The 23,196-nt window shown below is 36.6% G+C and carries 22 protein-coding genes and 2 tRNA genes; 17 read left to right on the top strand and 7 right to left on the bottom strand.

Annotated features, from left to right (window positions below; all coding sequences use genetic code 11):
• Nucleotides 1–18: 18 nt before the first annotated feature.
• The 3 genes from AB3G38_RS13350 to hxlB form a co-directional block, all read right to left on the bottom strand.
• On the bottom strand, nucleotides 19–390 hold the full coding sequence (locus AB3G38_RS13350; RefSeq protein WP_367864396.1) for a response regulator transcription factor: 372 nt from the start codon (nucleotides 388–390) through the stop codon (nucleotides 19–21).
• Between the two features lie 173 nt (nucleotides 391–563).
• A complete protein-coding gene (gene hxlA / locus AB3G38_RS13345; RefSeq protein WP_367864395.1) occupies nucleotides 564–1,196 on the bottom strand; it encodes a 3-hexulose-6-phosphate synthase in 633 nt (210 codons plus the stop codon).
• Nucleotides 1,197–1,256: 60 nt separating this feature from the next.
• Nucleotides 1,257–1,841 (bottom strand): 6-phospho-3-hexuloisomerase, encoded by a 585-nt coding sequence (hxlB, locus tag AB3G38_RS13340; protein ID WP_367864394.1) that lies wholly within the window; start codon nucleotides 1,839–1,841, stop codon nucleotides 1,257–1,259.
• A gap of 126 nt (nucleotides 1,842–1,967) precedes the next feature.
• On the opposite strand from hxlB, the gene AB3G38_RS13335 reads away from it, so the two are divergent.
• Together AB3G38_RS13335 and AB3G38_RS13330 are read left to right on the top strand one after the other, a co-directional pair.
• Nucleotides 1,968–2,831 (top strand): helix-turn-helix domain-containing protein, encoded by an 864-nt coding sequence (locus AB3G38_RS13335; protein ID WP_367864393.1) that lies wholly within the window; start codon nucleotides 1,968–1,970, stop codon nucleotides 2,829–2,831.
• Nucleotides 2,832–2,880: 49 nt separating this feature from the next.
• Nucleotides 2,881–4,653, top strand: a complete 1,773-nt coding sequence (locus AB3G38_RS13330) for a DUF885 family protein (protein ID WP_367864392.1) — start codon at nucleotides 2,881–2,883, stop codon at nucleotides 4,651–4,653.
• 241 nt (nucleotides 4,654–4,894) lie between these two features.
• Here the strand turns inward: AB3G38_RS13330 and AB3G38_RS13325 are convergent, their stop codons facing one another.
• The 3 genes from AB3G38_RS13325 to AB3G38_RS13315 all read right to left on the bottom strand — a co-directional run bounded on the left by AB3G38_RS13325 (nucleotide 4,895) and on the right by AB3G38_RS13315 (nucleotide 6,234).
• The gene (locus AB3G38_RS13325) at nucleotides 4,895–5,254 is read right to left on the bottom strand and encodes a PleD family two-component system response regulator (RefSeq protein WP_367864391.1); all 360 of its coding nucleotides are present in this window, start codon (nucleotides 5,252–5,254) and stop codon (nucleotides 4,895–4,897) included.
• A 740-nt stretch (nucleotides 5,255–5,994) separates the two neighbouring features.
• Nucleotides 5,995–6,077, bottom strand: a tRNA-Tyr gene (locus tag AB3G38_RS13320).
• An 83-nt stretch (nucleotides 6,078–6,160) separates the two neighbouring features.
• Nucleotides 6,161–6,234: transfer RNA gene (locus AB3G38_RS13315), tRNA-Ala, on the bottom strand.
• Between the two features lie 961 nt (nucleotides 6,235–7,195).
• Between AB3G38_RS13315 and AB3G38_RS13310 the strand changes: the two genes are divergently transcribed.
• The 11 genes from AB3G38_RS13310 (at nucleotide 7,196) to AB3G38_RS13260 (ending at nucleotide 16,394) form a co-directional block, all read left to right on the top strand.
• Nucleotides 7,196–7,720: a hypothetical protein gene (locus tag AB3G38_RS13310; RefSeq protein ID WP_367864390.1), complete on the top strand. Its 525-nt coding sequence runs from the start codon at nucleotides 7,196–7,198 to the stop codon at nucleotides 7,718–7,720.
• A 553-nt stretch (nucleotides 7,721–8,273) separates the two neighbouring features.
• Nucleotides 8,274–8,942 carry a hypothetical protein gene (locus tag AB3G38_RS13305; protein ID WP_367864389.1) on the top strand — a complete coding sequence of 223 codons (669 nt, stop codon included), beginning with the start codon at nucleotides 8,274–8,276 and terminating at the stop codon, nucleotides 8,940–8,942.
• A 178-nt stretch (nucleotides 8,943–9,120) separates the two neighbouring features.
• Complete coding sequence (locus AB3G38_RS13300) at nucleotides 9,121–9,843, top strand: Abi-alpha family protein (RefSeq protein WP_367864388.1); 723 nt, start codon at nucleotides 9,121–9,123, stop codon at nucleotides 9,841–9,843.
• Nucleotides 9,844–10,287: 444 nt separating this feature from the next.
• Nucleotides 10,288–10,884 carry a hypothetical protein gene (locus AB3G38_RS13295; protein WP_367864387.1) on the top strand — a complete coding sequence of 199 codons (597 nt, stop codon included), beginning with the start codon at nucleotides 10,288–10,290 and terminating at the stop codon, nucleotides 10,882–10,884.
• A 359-nt stretch (nucleotides 10,885–11,243) separates the two neighbouring features.
• On the top strand, nucleotides 11,244–11,492 hold the full coding sequence (locus AB3G38_RS13290) for a hypothetical protein (RefSeq protein ID WP_367864386.1): 249 nt from the start codon (nucleotides 11,244–11,246) through the stop codon (nucleotides 11,490–11,492).
• A 42-nt stretch (nucleotides 11,493–11,534) separates the two neighbouring features.
• Complete coding sequence (locus AB3G38_RS13285) at nucleotides 11,535–12,107, top strand: mobilome CxxCx(11)CxxC protein (protein ID WP_367864385.1); 573 nt, start codon at nucleotides 11,535–11,537, stop codon at nucleotides 12,105–12,107.
• Between the two features lie 15 nt (nucleotides 12,108–12,122).
• On the top strand, nucleotides 12,123–12,320 hold the full coding sequence (locus AB3G38_RS13280; RefSeq protein WP_367864384.1) for a hypothetical protein: 198 nt from the start codon (nucleotides 12,123–12,125) through the stop codon (nucleotides 12,318–12,320).
• A gap of 457 nt (nucleotides 12,321–12,777) precedes the next feature.
• Nucleotides 12,778–13,554: a TIR domain-containing protein gene (locus tag AB3G38_RS13275; RefSeq protein ID WP_367864383.1), complete on the top strand. Its 777-nt coding sequence runs from the start codon at nucleotides 12,778–12,780 to the stop codon at nucleotides 13,552–13,554.
• Nucleotides 13,555–13,595: 41 nt separating this feature from the next.
• Nucleotides 13,596–14,144: a hypothetical protein gene (locus tag AB3G38_RS13270; RefSeq protein ID WP_367864382.1), complete on the top strand. Its 549-nt coding sequence runs from the start codon at nucleotides 13,596–13,598 to the stop codon at nucleotides 14,142–14,144.
• Nucleotides 14,145–14,320: 176 nt separating this feature from the next.
• The gene (locus AB3G38_RS13265) at nucleotides 14,321–14,782 is read left to right on the top strand and encodes a RadC family protein (RefSeq protein WP_367864381.1); all 462 of its coding nucleotides are present in this window, start codon (nucleotides 14,321–14,323) and stop codon (nucleotides 14,780–14,782) included.
• 415 nt (nucleotides 14,783–15,197) lie between these two features.
• Nucleotides 15,198–16,394 (top strand): DUF4105 domain-containing protein, encoded by a 1,197-nt coding sequence (locus AB3G38_RS13260; RefSeq protein WP_367864380.1) that lies wholly within the window; start codon nucleotides 15,198–15,200, stop codon nucleotides 16,392–16,394.
• A 192-nt stretch (nucleotides 16,395–16,586) separates the two neighbouring features.
• Here the strand turns inward: AB3G38_RS13260 and AB3G38_RS13255 are convergent, their stop codons facing one another.
• Entirely contained in the window at nucleotides 16,587–17,672 is a 1,086-nt protein-coding gene (locus tag AB3G38_RS13255; RefSeq protein ID WP_367864379.1) for an alpha/beta fold hydrolase, read from the bottom strand.
• A 67-nt stretch (nucleotides 17,673–17,739) separates the two neighbouring features.
• On the opposite strand from AB3G38_RS13255, the gene AB3G38_RS13250 reads away from it, so the two are divergent.
• The 4 genes from AB3G38_RS13250 (at nucleotide 17,740) to AB3G38_RS13235 (ending at nucleotide 23,163) form a co-directional block, all read left to right on the top strand.
• Nucleotides 17,740–18,144, top strand: coding sequence for a hypothetical protein (locus AB3G38_RS13250; protein ID WP_367864378.1), 405 nt, complete (start codon nucleotides 17,740–17,742; stop codon nucleotides 18,142–18,144).
• Nucleotides 18,145–18,345: 201 nt separating this feature from the next.
• Nucleotides 18,346–18,783 (top strand): hypothetical protein, encoded by a 438-nt coding sequence (locus AB3G38_RS13245; RefSeq protein WP_367864377.1) that lies wholly within the window; start codon nucleotides 18,346–18,348, stop codon nucleotides 18,781–18,783.
• A 35-nt stretch (nucleotides 18,784–18,818) separates the two neighbouring features.
• A complete protein-coding gene (locus AB3G38_RS13240) occupies nucleotides 18,819–20,396 on the top strand; it encodes a sensor histidine kinase (protein ID WP_367864376.1) in 1,578 nt (525 codons plus the stop codon).
• A gap of 178 nt (nucleotides 20,397–20,574) precedes the next feature.
• Nucleotides 20,575–23,163 (top strand): zinc-dependent metalloprotease, encoded by a 2,589-nt coding sequence (locus tag AB3G38_RS13235; RefSeq protein ID WP_367864375.1) that lies wholly within the window; start codon nucleotides 20,575–20,577, stop codon nucleotides 23,161–23,163.
• Nucleotides 23,164–23,196 lie beyond the last annotated feature (33 nt).

The following is a 23,196-nucleotide window of genomic DNA, read 5'->3' as shown; positions in this document are numbered from 1 at the left end:
CAGGTGATCATCGCTATGTTAAGCAGTCTTTTTAACTAATAAGTTATTGATTCTTTTAACCACATCATCCAGATCAAATGGCTTACTGATATAATCATCAGCACAAGCCTGTGTACTCATTTGTTTACTTCTTGGATTCGCAGACATCACGATAACAGGAATGTGTTTAGTAAACATATCATTTTTAAGATCATCACAAATCTCGATTCCATTTCCGTCAGGTAACATCACATCAATAATAAACAGATCAGGAAGAGCGTCTCTCAGTTTACTTTTTAGTTCACTAACTGACGAAGAAAGTTGCAATTCATAACCCTCATCCTTCAATAAATATTCAATGATATACCTGATATCACTGTCATCTTCAAGTACGTGTATCCTTTTAATCATAACTAATTATGTTTGGCTATTATTTGAACCATATGTCATCAAATAGTGTTCCATAATAGCCATTAAGGACTGTGTCGGTTTAAATATTACATAACATTGTGTGAAAGTTATTTGTTCAAAAAAAAGAGCAGCTCAACGATATTGAGCTGCTCTTTTGCAATGGAATATTTTAATTATGCAGCATCAATTGCTTCACGTAAAGCTTTTGCAGCAGCAGCAGGATCTTCTGCACCATAAATTGCAGCACCAGCAACTGCTACTATTGCACCTGCTTTAATCACAGCTGTAACATTGTTTATGTTTACACCACCAGCGATAGAAACAGGAACACCAGCACGCGCAGCTTCGTCAATTAAAACCTGGATAGAATATCCTGCTGTCCATTGTTCATCTAAACCTGCATGTAATTCCACGAATTCAGCACCTAATTTAGTGACTTCCTGTGCACGCTTAACACGGTCAGCGACGCCAATTGTATCTACAACTATACCTTTACCATGCGCTTTAGCTGCTTTAATTGCACCAGCAATCGTTGCATCTCCGGCAGCACCTAATACAGTTACTAAATCAGCACCCGCTTTAAAAGCAATATCTGCCTCTAATTCACCAGCATCCATTGTCTTTAAATCAGCAAATACTAATTTATCAGGGTGAGCTTGTTTCATTGCTGTGACTACTGCAATACCTTCATTTTTAATTAATGGAGTACCTAATTCAATAATATCAATATAAGGAGCAATTTTAGCAGCTAAGGCTAAAGCATCTTTCGTAGTTAATAAATCTATTGCGACTTGTAATTTTGCCATTGTTATTTGTTTTTAATTATTGTTTGTATTTCTTTAAAACTGATTATAAGCAGGTATTTATTATTCCAGGTTGGCATGTCTTTTCCATAATTCTTCGGCAGGAGTACCGTCTGCAGCCCACATTGTTTGAAAAAGTGCGTCCATCAACAGAAATAGAGCTTGTTCAAATAAACTGCCTGCATATTGCTCAGAAATAGTTTTTCCGTGATCCTGTTTTTGTGCTGCGGGAAGCAGCAGTAAAAGTGTCGCTAAACTCCCAAGAGGAGAATCGCTGGTTGTAGAAAAAGCAATGACCTTTGCATCAGCAGCAATAGCTTTCTCTGCTGCCTTGACGATAGTGCTGGTTGTGCCTGAACCTGAAGCTGCAATTAAAAGATCCCCCTTTTTAATTGCCGGTGTAGTTGTTTCTCCTGCTACGAATACTGTAAACCCAAAGTGCATTAAACGCATTGCAGCAGCTTTCAATGCTAAACCAGTGCGTCCGGCGCCAATTACAAACACACGCTCTGCCTGTTGTAAATAAGGAATTATTGCTGTTAACTGAATAAAATCCAGTTGATCCGCTAACTTCTGGTTCTCTTGTAAAATCAATTCCAGGTTTGCCTTTAAACTGGCTGCCTGCTCATTTATGTTTGCACTACCCATCTCTTTTTTGTCTGGGTCAAAGATAGCCGGGGCATGCAGCTCTCTCGTTACACTATATGCGCATAGTATGGGACAATTTGGAAACGACCACAAATACATCCTTAACTATTAATATATTTGACCCAGATGGAAGAAAGTAACGGCCTTGGATTAGAAAAGTCATTAATATATATCAGAAACCTTGAAAATTGTCCACCAAGCTATCTGAATGATCCAGGGAGAAAAGACTTTTTTGAAATTGTCTGGCTGCAAAATGAATTTCCATTACATGCCGTTAAGGAAGAAGAAAAGCCAGCAAAAGGAGACTGGATTTACCTGATTCCGCCATACCGGGTGCATCAACTGAACAAAGCAGGTAAAAACGGTATCCTGTTATCTTTTAAAAGAGACTTTCTGGATGATGAAGATAAGGAATTCTACCTCGACATCTTTAAAATCTTTAATATTCAGGGAGAATTCTCCTGTTTGCCCTTAACCCGGGAAAATGCTGTTGAACTGGATAAAATTTATCAATTGCTGGAAGAAGAATACAAAGAGCAAAGCAATAGCTTTTTAATATTGAAAGCGTTGCTTAAAGTTTTTCTGCTGAAACTTATCCGTATTAAAGAACATGTATTTACCACGCAGGATGTCAATCAGAAAAGAGTATATGAATTTATGATGCTGCTGGAAGAGAATTATCAACTGGAACGGAATGCCGACTTTTATGCCGGAAAATTAGGATTAAGTGCTAAACGCCTCAATCAGATCTTAAAAGATAAACTGGATAAAACAGGGATGCAGCTCATTCATGACCGGATTATTCTGGAGGCTAAGCGGCAAATCATCCACAGCGAAAATACACTTAAAGAAGTTGCTTATAACCTGAACTTTACAGACCGTTCTTACTTTAGCCGGTTCTTTAAAAAACAAACCGGGTTATCTCCCGAAGACTTTCAAAAGCAAGCTAAAAGCCATATTGAATCCAGATTTAATACCCTGATTGAATAGATAGAACCTGATAAATATTCACTAGCTTTATTTTCTAAACTCAAAATTTATGAAAAGAATAGCTTTTGTTCTTCTGTTTGCTGGTACTATAGTGGCTTGTAAACAGGGAGACCAAAAAAGTAATGCGAATCTGCAATTTGGTAAACTATGCGATCAGTATTACGAAGATTATTTGAAATTAAATCCAGTTTCTGCTACCTACGCAGGGGATAACAGGTATAACGGCGAGTTACCCAATGATGGATCTGTTGCTTATCTGAATACCACTAAAAACTTCTATAAACAATATCTGGATAGTTTAGGCAAATATAAACGTGACCAGCTGGATGAAAATGATAAGTTATCTTTTGATGTATTAAAAGATAATTTAGAAACAGGTATTGAAGGTTTAAAATATCATTTCGAATATCTTCCTTTCAATCAGATGAATGCCTTGCCATTAACTATCGGGCAATTGGGGTCTGGCACAGGTGCACAGCCTTTTAAAACAGTTAAGGACTATGAAGACTGGTTGAAACGTGTCAATGCATTTTCTGTATGGGCGGATACAGCTATTGGTAATTTTAAAAAAGGAATAGCATCTGGTATAGTTCTGCCAAAAGCGTTAGTGGTTAAAATGTATCCTCAAATGCTGAGTATGGTAGTTACCGACCCGGCAAAAAGTTTATTTTATGCACCTGTTGCGCAAATGCCAAAAGAATTTGCAGCTGCAGATAAAAAAAGACTTACTGAAGCTTATCGCAATACCATTATGACTGTTATTGTCCCAACTTATAAAAAGCTGGGAGAGTTTCTGAAAAATGAATATCTGCCGAAATCCAGAACTACTTCTGGCTTCTCTTCCTTACCGGATGGTACAGCCATGTATACTTACCTGGTGAAACAGCAAACTACAACGACTAAAACTCCTGAAGAAATTTATCAGACGGGTTTGAAAGAAGTAGCAAGAATCCATTCTTTGATGGATAGTATCAAAAATAAAACGGGTTTCAAGGGTGATCTTAAAGCATTTTTTGAGTACATGAAAACTGATCCTAAATTCATGCCTTATCATACACCTGCTGAAATTCTGGCTGCCTTTGATCAAATTCATAAACGGATGGAACCAAACTTGAAAACAATGTTTACTACCGTTCCTAAAACACCATTTGAGATTCGTCAGACAGAAGCTTTCCGTGCGGCATCTGCCAGTGCAGAATACAATCAGGGATCTGCCGATGGCAAACGTCCGGGTATTTTTTATGTACCTATACTGGATGCGGCTAAATTCAATACCACTTCGGGTATGGAGTCTTTATTCCTGCACGAAGCAATCCCTGGTCATCACTATCAGATTTCATTAACACAGGAAAATACAGAACTTCCTAAATTCAGACGCTTTGGAATGCATAATGCTTACGTAGAAGGATGGGCTTTATATTGTGAATCTTTAGGTAAAGAATTAGGGTTATATACAGATCCTTATCAATATATGGGAGCATTGGGCGATGAAATGCATCGTGCTATCCGCCTGGTAGTAGATGTAGCTATACATACTAAAAATATGACCAGAGAGCAGGCTATTAAATATATGATGGAAAATGAAGCTATTAACGAACAAGGAGCAACAGCCGAAATTGAGCGTTATATGGGGATGCCTGCACAAGCATTAGGGTATAAAATAGGAGCGATGAAGATTCGTGAATTGCGCACCAGATATGAAAAACAACTGGGCACTAAATTTAAGCTTGCCGAATTCCATCACCAGGTACTTAAAGATGGCTCTTTACCCCTCAGTGTTTTTGAAAATAAAATGGACAGCTGGGCAGCCACGGTAAAATAAATGATCAGGAGAAGATTCCGGTCATTGAAGAAAAACGTCCGGGGCTGAACTTATATCCATATATAACCGGGTATAAATTCTCTATTTAGGGGCCTGTAAAAGAGGCCTGTGCCAGGTCATCAGGATTGGAACGGAAATTACGGGCCATTTTCCTGATGACCTGTTTTATATATTTCCAGCATACCCCGTTTGTTGTAATCTAAATAAAGGGATGGGTGACATTGTGGCTTGCTTTAACTTTCTAAGCTAATTGGTTCTCAACACGTTTTAATAAATCGTCTAAATCGAAAGGCTTGCTGATAAAATCATCTGCAAATGCTTCTTTACTGCTCTGTTCCGCATTGGCATGTGCAGAAATGATAATTACCGGAATATGCCTGGTATCCAGGCTTTGTTTCAATTTCCGGCACAACTGTATACCATTTCCATCCGGAAGTCTGACATCCATCAGGATAAGATCAGGCAGGGTATTAAAGAGATTGATTTTAAATTCTTTTGCATTCGCAGCAACCGTAACCTCAAATTCTGACTGTTGCAGAATATATTCTATTACATCGCGTATAGCTTCATCGTCTTCTATGATTTGAATCAGTTTTGACATAAGATTTATTAATGAAAAATATATTTGTTAAACAAGATATGCTGTGCATTGTTTAACAAATTATTTTAATTAAAAAATGGAGATTAGGGATAACTTAGGGGCAAGTCATAAAGTTGTGGAGCAGGCTCTTTTTTAAGCATAAATTTTGACACGCTAAACAGAAAGTCTTTGCTGTCACGGATGCTCTTATGCCTCTCAAAATAGCTAAATCATAAAGCTATATCGACCGGGTACTGCCCGAGTATTGCCTGAGTACTCGTTAGGGTAAGAGCAATGCTAAAGTAACGTGAGAGCATGGCAAGTCCAAGTGAAAACAACTAGTTGAAACAACATGGACTCGACATGCTTACAGCCCGTTCTCAACCTGGTGTCATCCCGACCAACACTCAGGCATAACCAAACCATAACTAGCTGAAGATTAATGAAATTGTAATTTTCCCTTTAACTAACCCACGGACAACTGCGGACAATTGCAGACAGCTGCGGACAATTACGGACATTTTTTACGCATCAGGATAATCTTTAACGCGAATGGCTTACATTGGTGAAAAGATATTTATTATGGGAAGTTTAACGGGTAAATTTTCAAAGGGAATCCTGGGCGATTTCATTTTTAAAGCAGCAGTTTGGAGTACAAGTTGTTTCAAAAGTTCTGACTTGATCCTTAATTTCTCCAGAGTTGATTTAATTCAAGGCGCAAAAAAAAGTCTTCCAGAATTAACTGAAAGACTTTTTTGTAGTGGGGGGAGAAGGATTCGAACCTTCGAAGTCTTGCGACAACAGAGTTACAGTCTGTCCCATTTGGCCACTCTGGTATCCCCCCGATCATTTGGCCTATATCCCTGCGGCACTGAAGGGTTTATAAAGCTAAAAAAGAAAGCTTCAGTTTTTCTCTGAAATTCTCTGTGGAGAATAGCGGAGTCGAACCGCTGACCTCTTGCCTGCCAGGCAAGCGCTCTAGCCAACTGAGCTAATCCCCCGGGGTGGCAAAAGTAATTAAATTTGAATGGGATGCAAATTAAATAATGAAATAAGTGAAAATAGATGCTTTAAGTGGCTTTTAACACAATTTAAAGGCGTTTAGAAGTCTTAATTACTATATGAGTTTTACTCTCTTGTATATAAAAGATTAAGATGTAAAGCCCACATTATGCAAATGAGTGTGCAAATTTTGTGCAAATAACACAAGCAGTCTAGCCATAACAGAACGGCGTTATGGTGATAATCAATACTGTTTTAGACAAAAGGAATGAGTGTAATTATTAGAAATGAAATGCTAAGTGCACTGATAATTAACCAATGGATAAAATTCATTCAAATAAAACAGGTTATGTTGATTCGTTGTTTATATTTGATACATAGCCAAATAGATTGACATTTACCGGATATCCACATGCTAACGAACAAGAAATACAAATCTGATAAGATAGTCATACCCTTAATTGTTTTACTAGGGCTCGCATCTATTATAATTTATGTTATATCAGATAATAAGATTCTATTATTAGTTTCTATAACCGCATTCATCACTACAATGCTTGGAGTACCTATTTATCGAAGCTTCTTAGAACAGAACTGGAAAGGAGTCCTGTATAATGCGATAGCTCTTATACTGCTATACTCATATCTGGTGGTTTCTGCTTTGTATTTAAATCCTGTAAAATTATGAAAGAGTGGCATATTAAATCACATAACATTCTATTGTCTGGGGATGGTGAGAATACAAACTCATTACAATTCAATGGGATTTGGATTAAATTTATGGAACAAGGCAGATCGATTATCATCCAAACGCATCAATGCGCATATATCGACACCGTAACAGCACGTGGTGAGCAAGGCCGGATACATTCTGGAGAGACTACCAGATCTGACGGAAGGATGGAGGAGATTAACGGTAAGTTGAGAACAACAAATTCACTAACTCAACGAGATTCTCTAATGAATTTAAGCCGTGTTCAGAATTTGTTCCCTCAGGGAGTTCGTAACTTCAATAACCTGATCTACAATATAAAATCTTATAACAAAGCTCACTTTAGCGAACAGAAGAATTACTATGCAGACCGTAAAGGCTTTGGTAAAAAGTATCTTGATGGTACTTTTACTGCTGCAACTACTGGCCCGTTCCTCGGAAGTACGTTTCAAGCTGCTGCACTTCCAATTAAGGTATTTGCCCGAATTGGTACAGGCGTTGATTTTATGAATATGCTTAGTGAGGCATCTTTTAGTAATCTTTATGAGAATCTCGTTAGTCAATCCACCAAGAAGCCGGTTATCATATTGGATTTTGATAAGGAGAATGACAGTCTAAGAGATTCAACTGGTCATGTAATTCGTGCCTTTAGCCGGAATATTATAAGTAAGCACAATGAAGTCATTTCTGACGACAACATCTTTCAAGCCATGTATCATGGTGTCTCTGGATATATAGATGGTTACATTAAACGAGCTAAGAGCTTACAATAATGAATAGCATTCCCAAAGCCATCCCTTCCACAGAAAAGCGGCTTAAGCCGTGAAAGGGATGGATTGGTCATTCGGTTATATTATAAAGTTCTTGCGGTGGTATCAAACCTGTGCCAGTACGGACTATTCGTTCTATCATTCCTGCTGTGGATCAACAAAGCAAGTCGTCGAAAAAAGGTACTACGCAAAGCTCTGCTCTCTAAAAACCCCAGCCACAGCTTCGCTTTGTCATGGTTTTTATATTGAGCATCGGTTGCTCCGTGAATGCTCTTTTTATCTTTATCTAGGATTTGCTGAAGCTTCATCCTGGATAAAACTAATCGCATTCCACTTTTCAGTTCACCTACGCAATCGAAATTGCTGCACAACTGTTACGATATTTGGTCAAATATCCCACAAGTCGCTTGTGTCAAGAGATAGTCAAAGACGTACTGCGTACTTTTCCTTTGACACAATTTCTCTGTGCGCAGGCGGTGAGCATTAATAGTTTTGAGTTCTTGTTACACTTGTATTTCTATTCTAATGTTTTAACTTTAACTTTCTAAATTAACGTATGAAGATCGAAGACATTAAAGGACGAATAAACGAATTAATCTCGTTTGGTGCCGAGGTAATGAAGACACAAAAAGATGGTGGTCAGTATGGCTTACCGTCAGTAAATGTATCAATGTTCAATGAATTAAGGTCTGCATCACTTTCCTTCTTGAAAACCATATTTGAAGAGAGGCATCCATTTTATAAAGAGTTTGACGCCAAGACAAATAAGAATAATCCTACTGAGTTGCTTGCGGGTATAGGCATCTTGAAAGCTGCTAAGCAAGAAATTGATGGTGGATGGTTGTTTACTGTAAAGGGGTTGGTCTCGGCAGAGATATTCTCCGACTTCTTGGAGATGGCAGATTATCTATTGCAAGAAGGGTATAAAGACCCTGCCGCAGTAATGACTGGAAGTGTCTTAGAGGAGCATCTTAGGCAATTATGCAATAGAGCAGAGATATCTGTTGAAGTCGAAAAAGGAGGCAAATTATCACCTAAGAAAGCAGATCTACTTAATGCTGATCTGGCTAATGCAGAAGCTTATAACAAGTTAGATCAGAAGGCTATTACCACATGGCTTGATCTTAGAAATAAAGCCGCGCATGGTAAATACACCGAATACACAAAGGAGCAGGTTGAGATGATGTATCAGGGTGTTGCTAACTTTATATCTAGAACTACTTAACATGAAATCATCCTTCGGATTACCTCTGCGTGCATTTTTATTTCAATTCGCCATAATGTAATAACAAAGCTTGTTCTAGCGGTTAACAATTTCAGCTTCTAAAATACGAGGCTTTAAACGAACTGCCTAACTTAAATCGATACCAAATGTTTAATGGCCAATGTAAAGTTAAAATTATATGAAAATAGATAATATTAAAAGTGTTATACCAATTGATAAGATCTATGAGGACGCACTTAGTCCTGCTATGAAGCAAATTGGCAAATCTTTAGAGAGTGTTGCCAAGACATCAAGATTTCTTCTTGCACCATTTGATTATCTTGCCGCGCAACATGATCGATGGGAACGCTACCTCAAAAAGGTATCAGAGAAAGTTAAAGCAGAAGATTTAATGGAGGGGCATCCTCAGATAGTGATACCAACATTGGAAGGTTTGAGTCTTACTTATGAGAATACATTATTGAGTGAGCTATTTATAAATCTTCTAGCTAACTCAATAGATAAAACCAAGCAGGATTTTGCACACCCAGCCTTTCCTAATATCATCAAACAACTTTCACATGATGAAGCTGTTATCTTGTTTTATTTAAAAAAGAAAAATTACGTTATAAAACAGCACTCAGCATATGATAACGGGCGAAATTGGTTTGCTGAGTTAACTACTGTTGAAGATGAGTTCCCTGTTGATAAATTACAATTCTCTTCTCATATGTCACTATACATGAATCACTTAAATAGTTTAAACATAGCAGGAACTTATGAGATAGGCGATCAAGAATCTATTTACGAGCCGGAAACTAAAAAGCAGATTGGTGTGTATATCAATAGTGAGAGGAAATTAGCAGAATTTGGCTTATTATTTGTAAACTCATGTGTTCCTGACGATTTCGAGGTGCTATAGTTAAATTTATTCTAGTAATAATGGCTGCGCTAATTTCATTAATCGTATATGATGATTATTTATTTATTACTCCAAGAAGTTAAGATTCTCCACTCAACACGTTTCAAAATTTTATCAGCCTGGCTTCATTTGTATAGATGTCAAAAGCCTTATAAAAGGATTGAGCAGTCGTGCTAAGGATTGTTTCTATTTAGATTTTATCTCAATTCCCAAAGGTTGAGTGAGCTCTGTTTATTATGCTATGAGTATTCGCGATTCTTCCGTTGCCTAATTCTACTTTCTTCTTAGAATAAATGATCTAAAGATATTCTATTCGTTAGAGTTTAGCTTAGTTTACATCTGAGGAAGGAATATTTAGTATTGAAAATTATTTGTAAATATGGTAATTAATTAATATGTTTAATGATAACGTACTTTCATTTTGGTTATTAAGCATATAGATATATGATAAGTTTCAATTATAACGGCATTAAGCATACAATCTCCTCATTTAACCTTTTCAATATATCTATTAATATATCATTCAATAAGAAAGACGAAATTCAAAACAAAATCAATATTGAACTACCGCCCTTAGAGACTAAAAAGGAAATAAGAGATTACAAAACCTTACTACATGGAAGTAATATAAACGTGATAGAAAAGATGAATAATGATTTAACTGTTTATCTATTCATTCAAAAACATAAAGATTCAAGTGCTTGGAATTTAGTCGTCCCTGTTATTCTTGAAAGAGTTACAGGAAAGATTACACAATTTGGACAAGGTTATTTTGCACTTGAGGGATCTGGAGGTGGACTCGGTAATACAGATTTCCTATTGCACTTTCTAAAGCGCCATAAGCATAAAGGTTTTGCTGTTTCCATTAGACCTATGATTGTTAATAATGAATTATTAAATGGATTTGAATATGTGGACAGTGGGGTTAAATTGGCGGACTTATTAGATGATCCAATAGAATTAATGAGCTACCAAAAAGGTCCATTTAAATGGATCTATAATCAATATGCTGAATTAATTGAGAAGTATGATGTACAATAATAGTTAAGTCTAACAAAAAACAATTGCAATTAGTTTTGTTAACCAAAAAGGAGAAATAATAATCTAGCAATTTGCTTAAAACCTTTGTTATCCTATTTGAAACAAATATTGAGTCCAAAGGTTTGTTTCAAGATATACATAGTTCACATACCTCCGATGGATGTCTGTGCTTACGTTTCCATCTTAATTTGCGAAGGTTAGGTTCTCTGCTAAATGTTTACGGTTTACCGTATTAAATAGCTAATTAAATCCCGGACATTAGTGTGACTAAAAAATAAATATGCACTTGAATCATATTACAACTTATAATCATTTAAATTGAAGTCTAAATAAATAACTAACTATAAACAAATATAAAAATGAAAAGAATAATAGCTGTTTCAAATAGTTCGAGAGGAGGACTTGATGATGATTATACAATGTATGATAATGGCGAGGTTTTACATGAATATGATAGGCATATTTATCCGGGAGGACAAAATTTGTCCACAGTTTTAAATGCTAAAGAATTAAAACCAGAAGTCAAACAAAGGCTTATTGCAGCTGCTTCTGACGAAAATAGAAAGCTTGTTGAACAGCTTCTAACTATAAATGGTCAACATGAATAAAGGTATATTATTGAGCGATAATGTTAAATGGTAAAAAGCTTTATGTTAAATAAATCAGAACAATTAAGGAGCGACTCTTGGTCAAAGTCCCTGAATGCATTAGGAACTTCCTATATTTTTCAAGAGAAGGTTAAAGTATATAAGAGGCTAATTAGATTGATAACGGTGTTTGGAATAGCCGCACCTTTACTTTTAGGAGCCACACTTGCTGCATATGGAGGTAATTCTATAGTTCTAATTATTGCAGTTACTATAACTGCACCGATAACTATTGCTCAAGTTTTATTATCAGCAGTCTCTCTAGTTTATAAGTGGGATGAACAACTAGCTTATTCTTTAGAGTCATTAACGGATAATCGTGTGATCTCAGAACAATACGAAGAAATCGCTAAGTTTCCCCCAACGTCTTTACTTGAACATGAGACAAAGTATAGCTTATTAAAAGCAAGGGATGACTTTAGAACTGCCCAAGACGAGAAGATCGTGTTTACCTCGAAGGAAAATTGCAAAGGTATGAGATATGCATTATGGATTAGGAAGAAAGAATGCGCTACCTGTAAACTTATACCAATAAATATGTCCCCAACAGAATGTCAAACATGCGGAAAATTTTAACTAAAACTATAGATTATGACAGACAAGCAAAAATTAGTAATGAAAGGCCTTTTGGAGCTTTCAGAATCTGAAAGACAAGAGATAATTAGAGAATCTCAGAACTTTAAAACCAAGACCTTTTCTGAAAAAAGATCATTAAATGAATCTCTAGAAAAGGCTCAGAGAACGATTGGTCCAACTAGTAATGGTAGTTGTCTTTGTTGCGGGAGATAAGTTAGCAAATAAATTGCTGGACTTTATTATCAAATTATAACTAATGGAGATAGTTGAATAATTAGAACTCAAAGCTATTAGGAAATTATCAGCCGGGCTTAATCAACCCGGCCTAATTTTACTTAACAAAACGTCATCATTGTGAGTGAAACTAGTTAATGAGCTGCAAATATTTATATAATGTTTTAAACAATCCTCATAGATAAGTATCTACTGTTAAGCTATTAAATACAGTTAATCAGCTGCTTAACAGAATTCTTTAATGTCAGTCTATTATAGAAACATATAATTATATTAATAATTACACAAAGTTAAGCTTGTCTCCTCAACACGTTTCAAGAAATGCCGGCATGGAAACAAAAGTTCTACATATCCAAAATCTGAACCAGCCTCTTAAGTTTTTTAATACATTTACGGATATAATATATATCCTTTCATATAAACTACTCTGTCATCTATGATCCTAAAAGAAATTAGAATATTATCGGAAGCTTTATGGGAAAGTGCTAAGACTGATTTAAAGTTTTTTTCTCCAATTCAGTCTTTTATTAAAAACCTTTCAGAACTTTCCTATTTGGATGCGGATAATATTGACGAAGCCGCTCTTTACGTAAATAAAATTGAAGACTTCTTTGAAAGCTATAGGGATAAGCCTAGTAGCAGTGGTTTCTACTTTGAACCACCTTTGATTAGACTTAACGATGAGTCTGTGAAAAAAATAAGTGCGCTACTAAATAAATTAAAAAAATTTGATGCAATTGAATTAAATGGGGAAATTGCAAAACTGAAGATAAATTCTAAACCGCAATCCAAGAGTGATGGAATTATATTTATCGGACATGGGAGAAGTAAATTATGGGCGAGACTCCAGCTTTTCATTAAAGATGATTTAGGTTTAAAGACATTAACATTCGAAGAAGAATCTCGAACAAGTGAGACAATCGTGAATATTCTATCTCAGTTTTTAGACAAAGCTTCATTTGCCATACTAATAATGACTTCCGAAGATGAAACTGTTGACGGGAACTTACGAGCAAGACAAAATGTTATTCATGAAGCCGGGCTTTTTCAAGGGCGGTTAGGTTTTGACAATGTAATTATTCTAAAGGAAGATAATATTGAAGAGTTTTCTAACATTTCGGGGCTCCAATATATTTCTTTTGCAAAGAATAATATTGAACAAACCTTCTACGAATTACAAAGAAAATTCAAGAAAATGGGCATGATCAAATAGAAAATAGCTAATATCTTAAACATGCCGCATTCACAAAAAACATGAAAACTGAAGACTTTAATCACGAATTAACTATAAAGACAAAGGTTCAACAGATACAGTTTGAACAATGGATGAGAACGTTTTTCTACCTTACATATAAATTGTATGAGGTCTTCGACCCGACGCTTCAAGACATGCATTACATTAAACTATATGGGACTTTAACAGAAGGTCTGGAATATGCGAAAATTGTTTTACAGCATTTGGAAAACGGTAAAAACTTAAATAAGAAAAACTGGTATATAAAATGTGTTGAAGGACTCACAATACTAAAGTCTCAATTAACCGAAAGAGAATTGATATACATCGAATATCGCAGACATAACATCTGCCATATGTTTCAAAACCAATACGAACGCATCCAAGAAAATTATACAATCAAATATCAAAGAAAAGGTATGGATTTAACTGAGATTGATTCTCTTTTGAAAAGTTTATTATTGGAATTTGGAAGTGACAGAAATATCGATGAACATCTAAAGAATAAAATGAAATTGACAATAACATCTCTTTACGACGAATTAATTAGAATTAAAAAGGAAGAATAACAGTAATATTTTTTTTAATTACACCACAAAGGTAAGCTTCGTCACCTCAACACGTTTCAAGAAATTCCGGCATAAACGCTAAAAATGGCTTTTGCGCACTATATCCATTTATTCCGTTGCTTCTTGACTTAGTTTCGTTGAAAGCTTGGTTTAGTACCATAATTAATTAAAATAATATGGTATTACAATCAAAATTATTCAAAGTTGCAGAAGTGCAGATCAGTTACAATCCAAAATTTAAGGTATCAGAAAGGCCGCAAATAAGAAGCTCTAATGACGCTTATCGGATATTGAGACAGCAATGGGATTCAGGTAAGATTGAGTTTCTGGAAGAGTTTAAAATCTTGTTGTTAAACAGAAGAATCAGAGTATTGGGAGTGGTTAATATTTCACAAGGTGGTGTTGCTGCAACAGCAGTAGATTCTAAAGTTCTATTTGCATCAGCGTTGAAAGCCAATGCCTGTGGGATCATCCTCTGTCACAATCATCCAAGTGGAGATATAGATCCCAGCAGTGAAGATATTTCATTAACTAACAAACTCAAAGACGAAGGTGCATTGCTAGATTTAATAATCATGGATCATTTGATTATAAGTAAGGATACCTTTTACAATTTTGCTGATGAAGGCTTGATGTAAATAAAATAGAATACTAAATTGCAATAATTAACAAATATTATAAACAGGTTAGATGTTCTGTGAAATTTCTGTGAAAAATAAAAGAGATTGTGAAATGAGGCTTTAAAGCACTCCAGAGGCTGATGTCCGAGTGCCTGCCAGGCAAGCGCTCTAGCCAACTGAGCTAATCCCCCGGGATGGCAAAAGTAATTAAATTTGAATGGGATGCAAATTAAATAATGAAAATATTGTGGCTTATATAAGGGATTAAGGCCGTAATGGTATTTAATCGGTTGAATATGTTCAACTTGTGCAGAATTAAATAAGTTAACAATTTATTGATTTATTCATTTTAACCTGAAAAACAATGACTATTTTGCATTAAGTTAACAGTATAAATGCAAATTGCCCTGAATTTACGCTTACAGACCAGCTAATGCGAAAACTTATACTTCTTTTGTCCGGCTTTGTTCTGGGATGTATCAGAATTGCTGTTGCCGGTTTACCATCAGAAAATATTTTCTTGCTCTCAGAGAGATCTACTGTAAGCGTTCTTACTTGTAGCAAAACCAGCAAATATAGCTATACCTTATTTGGCCATAGTGCAGTCAGGATCACAGATCAGGAAAGGCAGCTGGATCTGGTTTATAACTATGGAACATTTGATAATAGTGATCCTAATTTTTATATCAATTTTCTTGGAGGAAGAATGAAATATTGTTTATCCGTTTCGGCATATTATTCCTTTTTACAGGAATATATAAAAGATCAGCAAACTGTTTCCACCCAAAAACTTAACCTGACGCTGAAAGAGAAAAATAAACTCTTTATACTGCTGAATGAACAACTCAAACCCAGGAATAAATATTACTATTATGATTTTATCAGGAATAATTGTGCAACAAAAATAGTTGACCTGTTAGCACAGAGCATAGGGCCTGATTTTGACCATTCTCTTGCTGTAGCTAACCGGGGGCCAGGTAATCCAATCAGGACACTGGTGAGTAATTATTTGACAAATGATGCCCTTTATATGATCGGAATGAATGTTTTATTAGGAAACAAAGCAGACAGGTCTTCCAGTAAAGCCGTCAATTTATTTCTGCCTGATACTTTACAAAAAAGATTAGGAAACATTCAATTGCAGCGGCGTAAACTTGCTGAGCCAGTTGTCTTTTTATTCATATCTGGCAATGAAGAACATCTTTACTCTAATGTTTTAACCATCTCTCTCTATAGTTTTTTACTGATCCTTATGCTGATCAGTCCATTTATTGAGAAATTTAGCGGGGCAAATAAATTAATGATGTGGGTAACTATAACCATTTTTACAATGGTCAGTTTGCTGGGTTTTTTACTGCTCTGTCTGTCTCTGTTTTCCAGCCTGGAATTAGTAAAATATAATTTAAACCTGCTGTGGTGTCATCCCTTTTATCTGCTGGTTTTCTTTAAAAAGCTAAGTAAACCTTTAGCAGTAATTTTCCTGACCAGTATAGTCGTATTCGTCATTTTATATTTTAAAACAATGAGTTTTCCAGTTATACTTCCGATCCTGATTTTATTGATTGTGCTATTATCTCTTCACTACAATGCTTCTGCCGGTAACCAGGTTAAAGGTGTAAATACGATATAATCCGTCGTCGCTGATATCAATCGTTTCTACTAAACCTGTTTTACTAAAAGTATCTGTTACTAAACTACCTTTCTTAACCTCCTGCAATATATCAGTGGGTGTTTCATTGTTTAATCTGATCATGGTATGTGCTGTGAAATTATTAAGATAAGCTATGAGAGCCAAAGATAAGGGCATCTATTCGCTTATCAGTTATTTCTTTTGTAAAAACAATGGTGTTTCTTTTTTGACGATATTTAGAAACTTAAGGAGTTCCTGGCTAAATTGTACTGGCTTTTCATAATGAATGTTGTGTTCAACTCCCGCAAACTCAACCCGGGTTATCAACTGTGGAAATTGATTCGCCAGCGCAATGTTATCTTTTTCAAATGGCATTGGATCATGATCAGATACCGGATCAAGTATTAATAGAGGTACATGCAGATTTCTAAAGATAATTTTCGGTTGAATCATGGTGATCGAAGCCGCATACAATGGCGAATTATTTGGCTTCAATACCAGGTTTTTAAATTGCTGATCATCTTTCATATAGAAAAAGTCACTTAATCCTGCATACGTAACCCATTGATTGCCTTTCCGTTTGATCGTATTTAATAATTCAAACTGATTGCCACCTGCACTCTTATCATACAGGCTCTCATAAGCTGCAACTGGTGAATCAAACGAGGCTTCATAAATACTATGGACTCCTTGTTCAGGTACCATAGATTTGATTTTAATAAGAAGCGCTTCTTCGCTCATTTGATGGTTAAAGGTATTAAATGCTACAGAGCCTCCATCCTCTAATATTAAGGCCTTAACTCTTTCCGGATAACTTTGATAAAAGGCAGCGGCAATATATCCTCCCCTGGAAAATCCTCCAATGATAGCCTGATCAATCTTTAAAGAATCCATTAATACCCGGATATCATCCGCAGAATTATAAAGTGATACTTCTTTTTCTGGAATCGGTGTCTGACCATGTCCGTAATAATCAACAGCAATTAAATAATATCCTCCATCATTGAGGAGTTTTGCCAGACCAGCCAGTTCATAACTGTGACTAAAGCTTCCATGTGACCAGATTAAAGGAACATCTTTTGGATTTCCCCAGCATAGATAGTGCATCAAGACATTATCTGTCCGGACATAACCTCCATGTTTCCTTTCAAATTCCCGGTAAGATGAGCTCGCCTGAGTATATAACTGTCCTATACCGGTAACATTCCCTGATTGTGCCATCAGCGTGAAGTTTCCTAAAGCAAAAGACAAATAAGCGAATAAAAGAAGTATTTTCATCTGAAGCTTATTTATTTTTCTTTGTGAAATAATAATGTTAAATTAACTGATTAAAAATAAGACTGTTATGAAAAAAAGTATTTGTTATTTATTCCTGTTGCTATTTTTCTGTTCCTTTAAAAGTGGTGATCAGAAAGCACAGGCAGCACGATTTAATTCCTCAAAGATAACCAAAACTGAGGCTGTCACCGGAATTTGGCGGTCAGGGAATGTTCAGACGGGTGTCACATTTAAGCCCTATGTACTCTGTGATTATAATGACTTATTCATTTTATACGCAAATCCGATAGCTGGTGCATCAACTAGAAAATGGGTAGCCCGTACGGCCCAGGGGAATGTTGAGCTTACTGAGTACAGCTCATGGAGCGTTGAAGTTCCACCGCATACCCTATGGGTTGAGTTAACTGTAGTTACCAGTACTGGTGTAATAAAAGGAAGAGAACGTATTAGCTTAACGAATTGTGTGAATTGATCAACAGGCTATAAAATGAAAAGGCGGCAAGGATTAAAAATTAATCCTTGCCGCCTTTTCATTTGGACAAATTAACCAGTGCATTTATTGAAATAAAAGCTATTCATGATCCTGTTATTAGTTGGTTTTTAATATATTTATATTCTACCGTGGAGAATATTGATTTATAAGTTATTAACTAATATTTGAAACAATCAGCATATGTTTAACGAATTGAATAAGTATAAAAAGAATGGACATTTCTTTTTGATGCCAGAAGATAAATTACAGGATGTTTGTAACGCACCTGAAAAGCAATTAGGGATATTCCTTACTTATGCCCTGAAAAATGGAAAAGTAGAGCTTGTATTTATTGGAGGGACAGGTGAGGTGACTAAAAAAGAATTAAGCACTATTGAAAGTACAGGGGCCGGAGGACTAAAAGATCAGCTGATCAACGGCATGCAGTTTACTGATATACCCAGAGCAATATCCTGGCCCGCTCAAATGGAAAAAGAAAACATTGAAGCGCTGGACGTTTATTGGTATGTAACTTATAATGAAAAGTATACCGATAGTCCCGGAAAAGTGGAAAATATACTATTTGAAAAACATTATCAGCTCTTTCAGCGGATGCCAAGATGGAACTCAGACCTGTAAAATAGGTTTTAGGCATTTTGACTATATTTGCCGGAATGAAAACTTCGGTATATAACTCCAGGTACTTTATCGCAATCGGAGTATTTATCTTACTGTGTTTTAGTGGGATTGGTTTTTTTATAACCAGTAAATTCAATAAGCGCACAGAACGGATCAGCATGGATATGGCAACCAGTATTTATCAGCTGAAATCCAATGTTATCAATAATGAGTTCAGAGGTTTTATCGGAGGATTGAACAATACTGAACTCATCATCCCACAATTCAAATCTGCCGGTGATTTCCTGAAAGGAGCAAAGCTGGTCAATGCACTACTGCTGAGCCATTCTAAAATAAAACATGGCTGGTATGCTATCGTCAACGGTCAGGATACTGTTTACAGGACAATTAGTGAAAAGGGAACTCATGATCAGCATGGTGAGATACCAGCCTATCAGAAGAAATGGATTCGTAATCAACTGCTTTCAAAAGATACCATCACCAGAATAGGAACTATTATCAATGTACAAGATTCTATTCATGGCCTGCTGGCTACCCGGCATCGCCTTGCTGATTCCTCTACGCTTATTTTAGGATTGGATATTAATTTCAAAGAATTACAACGTTATTTATGGGGTGTAGATAGTAAAAGTCGTGCAGCTATTTATATTGTTGATGAACGGGGCGATTATGTACTGAGTCCGGATGAGAAACAGATTGGGAAACAAATGCCTGGCGGGATCAAAACAGCCCGGCTGGAGAAGCTTCCAGATAGCGTAAGTTTTTATGAAATTGCCACTTCTTCTTACCTGGGGATACCTGTATTTCGTTTTTATACCCCATTTGGCCTTAGCCGGATGAAATGGACGATGGTACTGGAAACACCTGTTTTTGTGATAGACGAAGATGTAAAGGCCATCGAAAAGTATGTGTTTCTGATGCTGATCGCTGCCACTTTAATTATCCTGGTTTTAATTGAATGGTCACAAGCCAAATGGCAGAAACAGTTCATGCTGAGGCAGCAGGCAGAAATACTGGCCGCACAGCAGGAAAAAGAGAATGCAATCCTGCAACTCGATAAACTTAAAGAAAAACTCGATCCGCATTTCCTGTTTAATTCCCTGAGCTCGCTGAATGGTTTAATTGAAGAACAACCCGATCTGGCTAAAGCATTTGTCGTTAAGCTTTCCAGAGTATACCGGTATGTTTTAGATCCTACACCAAATGGATTGGAAGAAGTTTCCAGAGAAGTACGTTTTGCCAGTGAATACTTTTTCCTGTTAAAAATACGTTTCGGTGAAGCACTGGCATTCCTGGAAATAGACATTGATCCTCAACACTCTTCTGCTTATATTCCATTTATGAGTGTACAGACTTTAGTCGAGAATGCTGTAAAACATAATATAGTAGCTAAACTTCAGCCGCTGCATATCAGTATCAGGAGTAAAGGAGAAGGTATCGTGGTCACCAACAACTTACAATTACGCACTGATGTGAAAGATTCCGGGAAACAGGGATTAAAATATCTGCAAGGTATTTATGCACACTTTGGAGACTTTAAACTGAGCTATGGAATTGAAAATGGGACATATCAATGCTTTTTGCCACTGATTAAAAAACCTTTCACTCCTTAAAACTGCGCTTTCACTTCACATAACAGGACTTTCACTTTTAATAATTTCATAATCTCCCAACTATGGGGGATTTTGTAGCATGATTTTGACTAAAAAACTTTTGAAATTGTCTTTTACGGCGCTCTTTTTATTCTTATGCAACGTAAACGGTTTTACCCAGATACCTAATAAACTACCAGTGCAACCGAAGAAATTACCTGTACATAAAGGTAAGATTACTGGTAAAAAAGCAGTTACAGATACACTTAAAAAGAAAGCAGATAGCACCAGTAAAAAGGAAGAGAAAAGTTATACCGAATTATTAAAGAAGGCAACTACACTAAAAGGTATATTTAAAGTACACCAGGTGGAGAACGATTATTACTTTGAAATCCCTTTGAACCTGATGGAAAAGGACTTTTTAGTAGTCAATAAAATATCATCAGTACCCCTGTCACTTAATGAATCGGGAGTTAATAAAGGAATGAACTTCGATAACAAAGTCATTCGTTTCTCCAGAAATAAAGCAGCAAAAACAGTATGGGTTAAGGTGATTGTGCCACAGGTAGAATCTCCTGCGGGCGATGCGATCACCCGGTCAGTGAAAGATAACTTTACTGGTTCTGTAATCGAATCATTTAAAATTGAAGCATATTCCCCTGATTCCTCGGCAGTTGTTGTGAAAATGAACAAGGTTTTTGACGGAACAGAGAAAAGTTTCAATGATGTGTTCAATGATATGGGACTGGGAGCTACCCCTAAAACTTCTCTGTCGGCTATTGAAAAGATTAAAAGTTTCCCTCAGAATATTGTCGTTCGTGCATTGATGAGTACCAGGGTAACGGATGCAGGAATCAGTGTGCCTATTAGTATTACAGTAACCACGAATATTCTTTTATTGCCTGAAAAACCAATGAAACCTCGTTTTGCAGATAACAGAGTTGGTTTCTTCAGCACGCCAAGATGGTATTTTTCAGATGCACAGCATAAACTGGAAACCAGAGAACTGGTTACCCGATGGAGAATGGAACCTAAGCCAGAAGACCGTGCAAGATATCTTAAAGGTGAATTGGTAGAGCCAGTTAAACCGATCATCTTTTATATAGACCCTGCAACTCCGCCAAAATGGAGAAAGGAAATTATTGCCGGCGTATATGACTGGCAGAAAGCCTTTGAACAAGCTGGTTTCAAAAATGCAATTCAGGCACGTGAAGTTACAGATACCACAGATTACGATGGGGACGATGTACGCTACTCAGAAATTACTTATGCCGCTTCGCCCAAATCAAATGCAATGGGCCCGGCTGTGGTAGATCCACGATCAGGAGAAATTCTGGAATCTGATGTGATCTGGTGGCATAATGTAATGACTTCAGTTCAATACTGGATGCGTGTGCAAACCGGGATTATTGATCCTGAAGTAAGAAATAATGACGTGTCTGACCAAAGAATGGGACATGCAATCCGTTTCGTTTCTTCTCATGAAATTGGCCATACTTTAGGGCTGAAACACAATATGTCTTCTTCGGCATCCTTCCCGGTTGACTCTTTACGTTCCCCGGCTTTTACCAATCGTATGGGCGGAACAGCTTCTTCGATTATGGATTATGCACGTTTTAATTATGTAGCACAACCAGAAGATAAAGTTACTAATATCACCCCGCAAATCGGTATTTATGATAAATATGCTATTGCATGGGGGTACCGCTGGTTACCGGTAGATGACCCGCATCAGGAATTGCCAATCCTTAAAGAATGGATTAAAGTACATGCAAATGATCCTTTGTACCATTATGGAGAACAGCAGCAAGCGAAAAACATCGTGGATCCAAGAGCACAATCTGAAGATCTTGGTGATGATGCTGTAAAAGCAAGCCGTTACGGACTGGCGAATTTAAAACGTATGATCCCGCAAATCTTAACCTGGTCTGCACCAGAAGGTGATAACTATTACCAGGCAGGTAAACTCTACCTGGCTGCAATCTGGCAATGGCAAACCTATGCAGAGCATGTAACTGCGAACATTGGAGGTTATTATTTAGAAAACCCGGTTAGCGGAGACGGTAAAGATGCTTATACACCAGTGCCCGTTAAGATTCAGAAGGGCGCATTGGAATATTTTAAAGAGCAGGTATTTACTATGCCGGAATGGTTGTTCAACAAAGAGTTACTTAAAAAAACCTTCCCTGTAAAAGATACTCCGATAGGCCCGATGGAATATGCACCATTAAACCTGAGACGTGAATATCAGTACGGTCTGCTTTACAGTTTATTGGGCGAGGACCGTCTGTTGAGAATGCTGGAGATGGAAGTCCAGTTTGGCAAGGAAAACGTATTTACTGTAGGTGAATTATTTAAAGATATCCGTCCTGCAATTTTTGCGCAGACGCTGAAAGGCAAAACATTGTCTATTACAGACCGCATGTTACAGCAAAATTATGTAGATGTTTTATTGGTGAGTACTGATAAGATGCTGGAAAAGATTACTAAAAAATCTCTGTTCCAGACCAGCTTGAATAACTTACCACAAACTTGTGATTTAGGTTTAAATAAAGATGATGCTGATTTGAACTATGCCATGAAAAATGGGATCAACCCTTCGGCAAACCTGAGAAATATCTATGTTTCTGCAATGAGCCGTACTTCGGAAGTTGCAGCAGCCAAAAGAGGAGAACTTTTACAAATCTTAACCCTATTGGAAACTCATAAAAACAGAGGTGACGAGGCTACTAAAGGTCATTACATGGATTTGATCCTCCGGATTCGTCAGAGCCTGCAAACGAAATAAAAGCACACACACACAAATAAACACACCACAATT

Origin of the sequence: Pedobacter sp. WC2423 (assembly GCF_040822065.1) — a bacterium.
Classification (GTDB): Bacteria; Bacteroidota; Bacteroidia; order Sphingobacteriales; family Sphingobacteriaceae; genus Pedobacter.
The sequence above is the reverse complement of the archived record's forward strand: the minus strand, read 5'-3'. Positions and strand labels throughout refer to the sequence as shown.

Bases quoted from the DNA above. Each gene is read 5' to 3' on its own strand.
- AB3G38_RS13350 (WP_367864396.1), bottom strand. From the start codon at position 390: ATGATTAAAAGGATACACGTACTTGAAGATGACAGTGATATCAGGTAT.
- hxlA (WP_367864395.1), bottom strand. From the start codon at position 1,196: ATGGCAAAATTACAAGTCGCAATAGATTTATTAACTACGAAAGATGCT.
- hxlB (WP_367864394.1), bottom strand. From the start codon at position 1,841: ATGGGTAGTGCAAACATAAATGAGCAGGCAGCCAGTTTAAAGGCAAAC.
- AB3G38_RS13335 (WP_367864393.1), top strand. From the start codon at position 1,968: ATGGAAGAAAGTAACGGCCTTGGATTAGAAAAGTCATTAATATATATC.
- AB3G38_RS13330 (WP_367864392.1), top strand. From the start codon at position 2,881: ATGAAAAGAATAGCTTTTGTTCTTCTGTTTGCTGGTACTATAGTGGCT.
- AB3G38_RS13325 (WP_367864391.1), bottom strand. From the start codon at position 5,254: ATGTCAAAACTGATTCAAATCATAGAAGACGATGAAGCTATACGCGAT.
- AB3G38_RS13310 (WP_367864390.1), top strand. From the start codon at position 7,196: ATGAATTTAAGCCGTGTTCAGAATTTGTTCCCTCAGGGAGTTCGTAAC.
- AB3G38_RS13305 (WP_367864389.1), top strand. From the start codon at position 8,274: ATGAAGATCGAAGACATTAAAGGACGAATAAACGAATTAATCTCGTTT.
- AB3G38_RS13300 (WP_367864388.1), top strand. From the start codon at position 9,121: ATGAAAATAGATAATATTAAAAGTGTTATACCAATTGATAAGATCTAT.
- AB3G38_RS13295 (WP_367864387.1), top strand. From the start codon at position 10,288: ATGATAAGTTTCAATTATAACGGCATTAAGCATACAATCTCCTCATTT.
- AB3G38_RS13290 (WP_367864386.1), top strand. From the start codon at position 11,244: ATGAAAAGAATAATAGCTGTTTCAAATAGTTCGAGAGGAGGACTTGAT.
- AB3G38_RS13285 (WP_367864385.1), top strand. From the start codon at position 11,535: ATGTTAAATAAATCAGAACAATTAAGGAGCGACTCTTGGTCAAAGTCC.
- AB3G38_RS13280 (WP_367864384.1), top strand. From the start codon at position 12,123: ATGACAGACAAGCAAAAATTAGTAATGAAAGGCCTTTTGGAGCTTTCA.
- AB3G38_RS13275 (WP_367864383.1), top strand. From the start codon at position 12,778: ATGATCCTAAAAGAAATTAGAATATTATCGGAAGCTTTATGGGAAAGT.
- AB3G38_RS13270 (WP_367864382.1), top strand. From the start codon at position 13,596: ATGAAAACTGAAGACTTTAATCACGAATTAACTATAAAGACAAAGGTT.
- AB3G38_RS13265 (WP_367864381.1), top strand. From the start codon at position 14,321: ATGGTATTACAATCAAAATTATTCAAAGTTGCAGAAGTGCAGATCAGT.
- AB3G38_RS13260 (WP_367864380.1), top strand. From the start codon at position 15,198: ATGCGAAAACTTATACTTCTTTTGTCCGGCTTTGTTCTGGGATGTATC.
- AB3G38_RS13255 (WP_367864379.1), bottom strand. From the start codon at position 17,672: ATGAAAATACTTCTTTTATTCGCTTATTTGTCTTTTGCTTTAGGAAAC.
- AB3G38_RS13250 (WP_367864378.1), top strand. From the start codon at position 17,740: ATGAAAAAAAGTATTTGTTATTTATTCCTGTTGCTATTTTTCTGTTCC.
- AB3G38_RS13245 (WP_367864377.1), top strand. From the start codon at position 18,346: ATGTTTAACGAATTGAATAAGTATAAAAAGAATGGACATTTCTTTTTG.
- AB3G38_RS13240 (WP_367864376.1), top strand. From the start codon at position 18,819: ATGAAAACTTCGGTATATAACTCCAGGTACTTTATCGCAATCGGAGTA.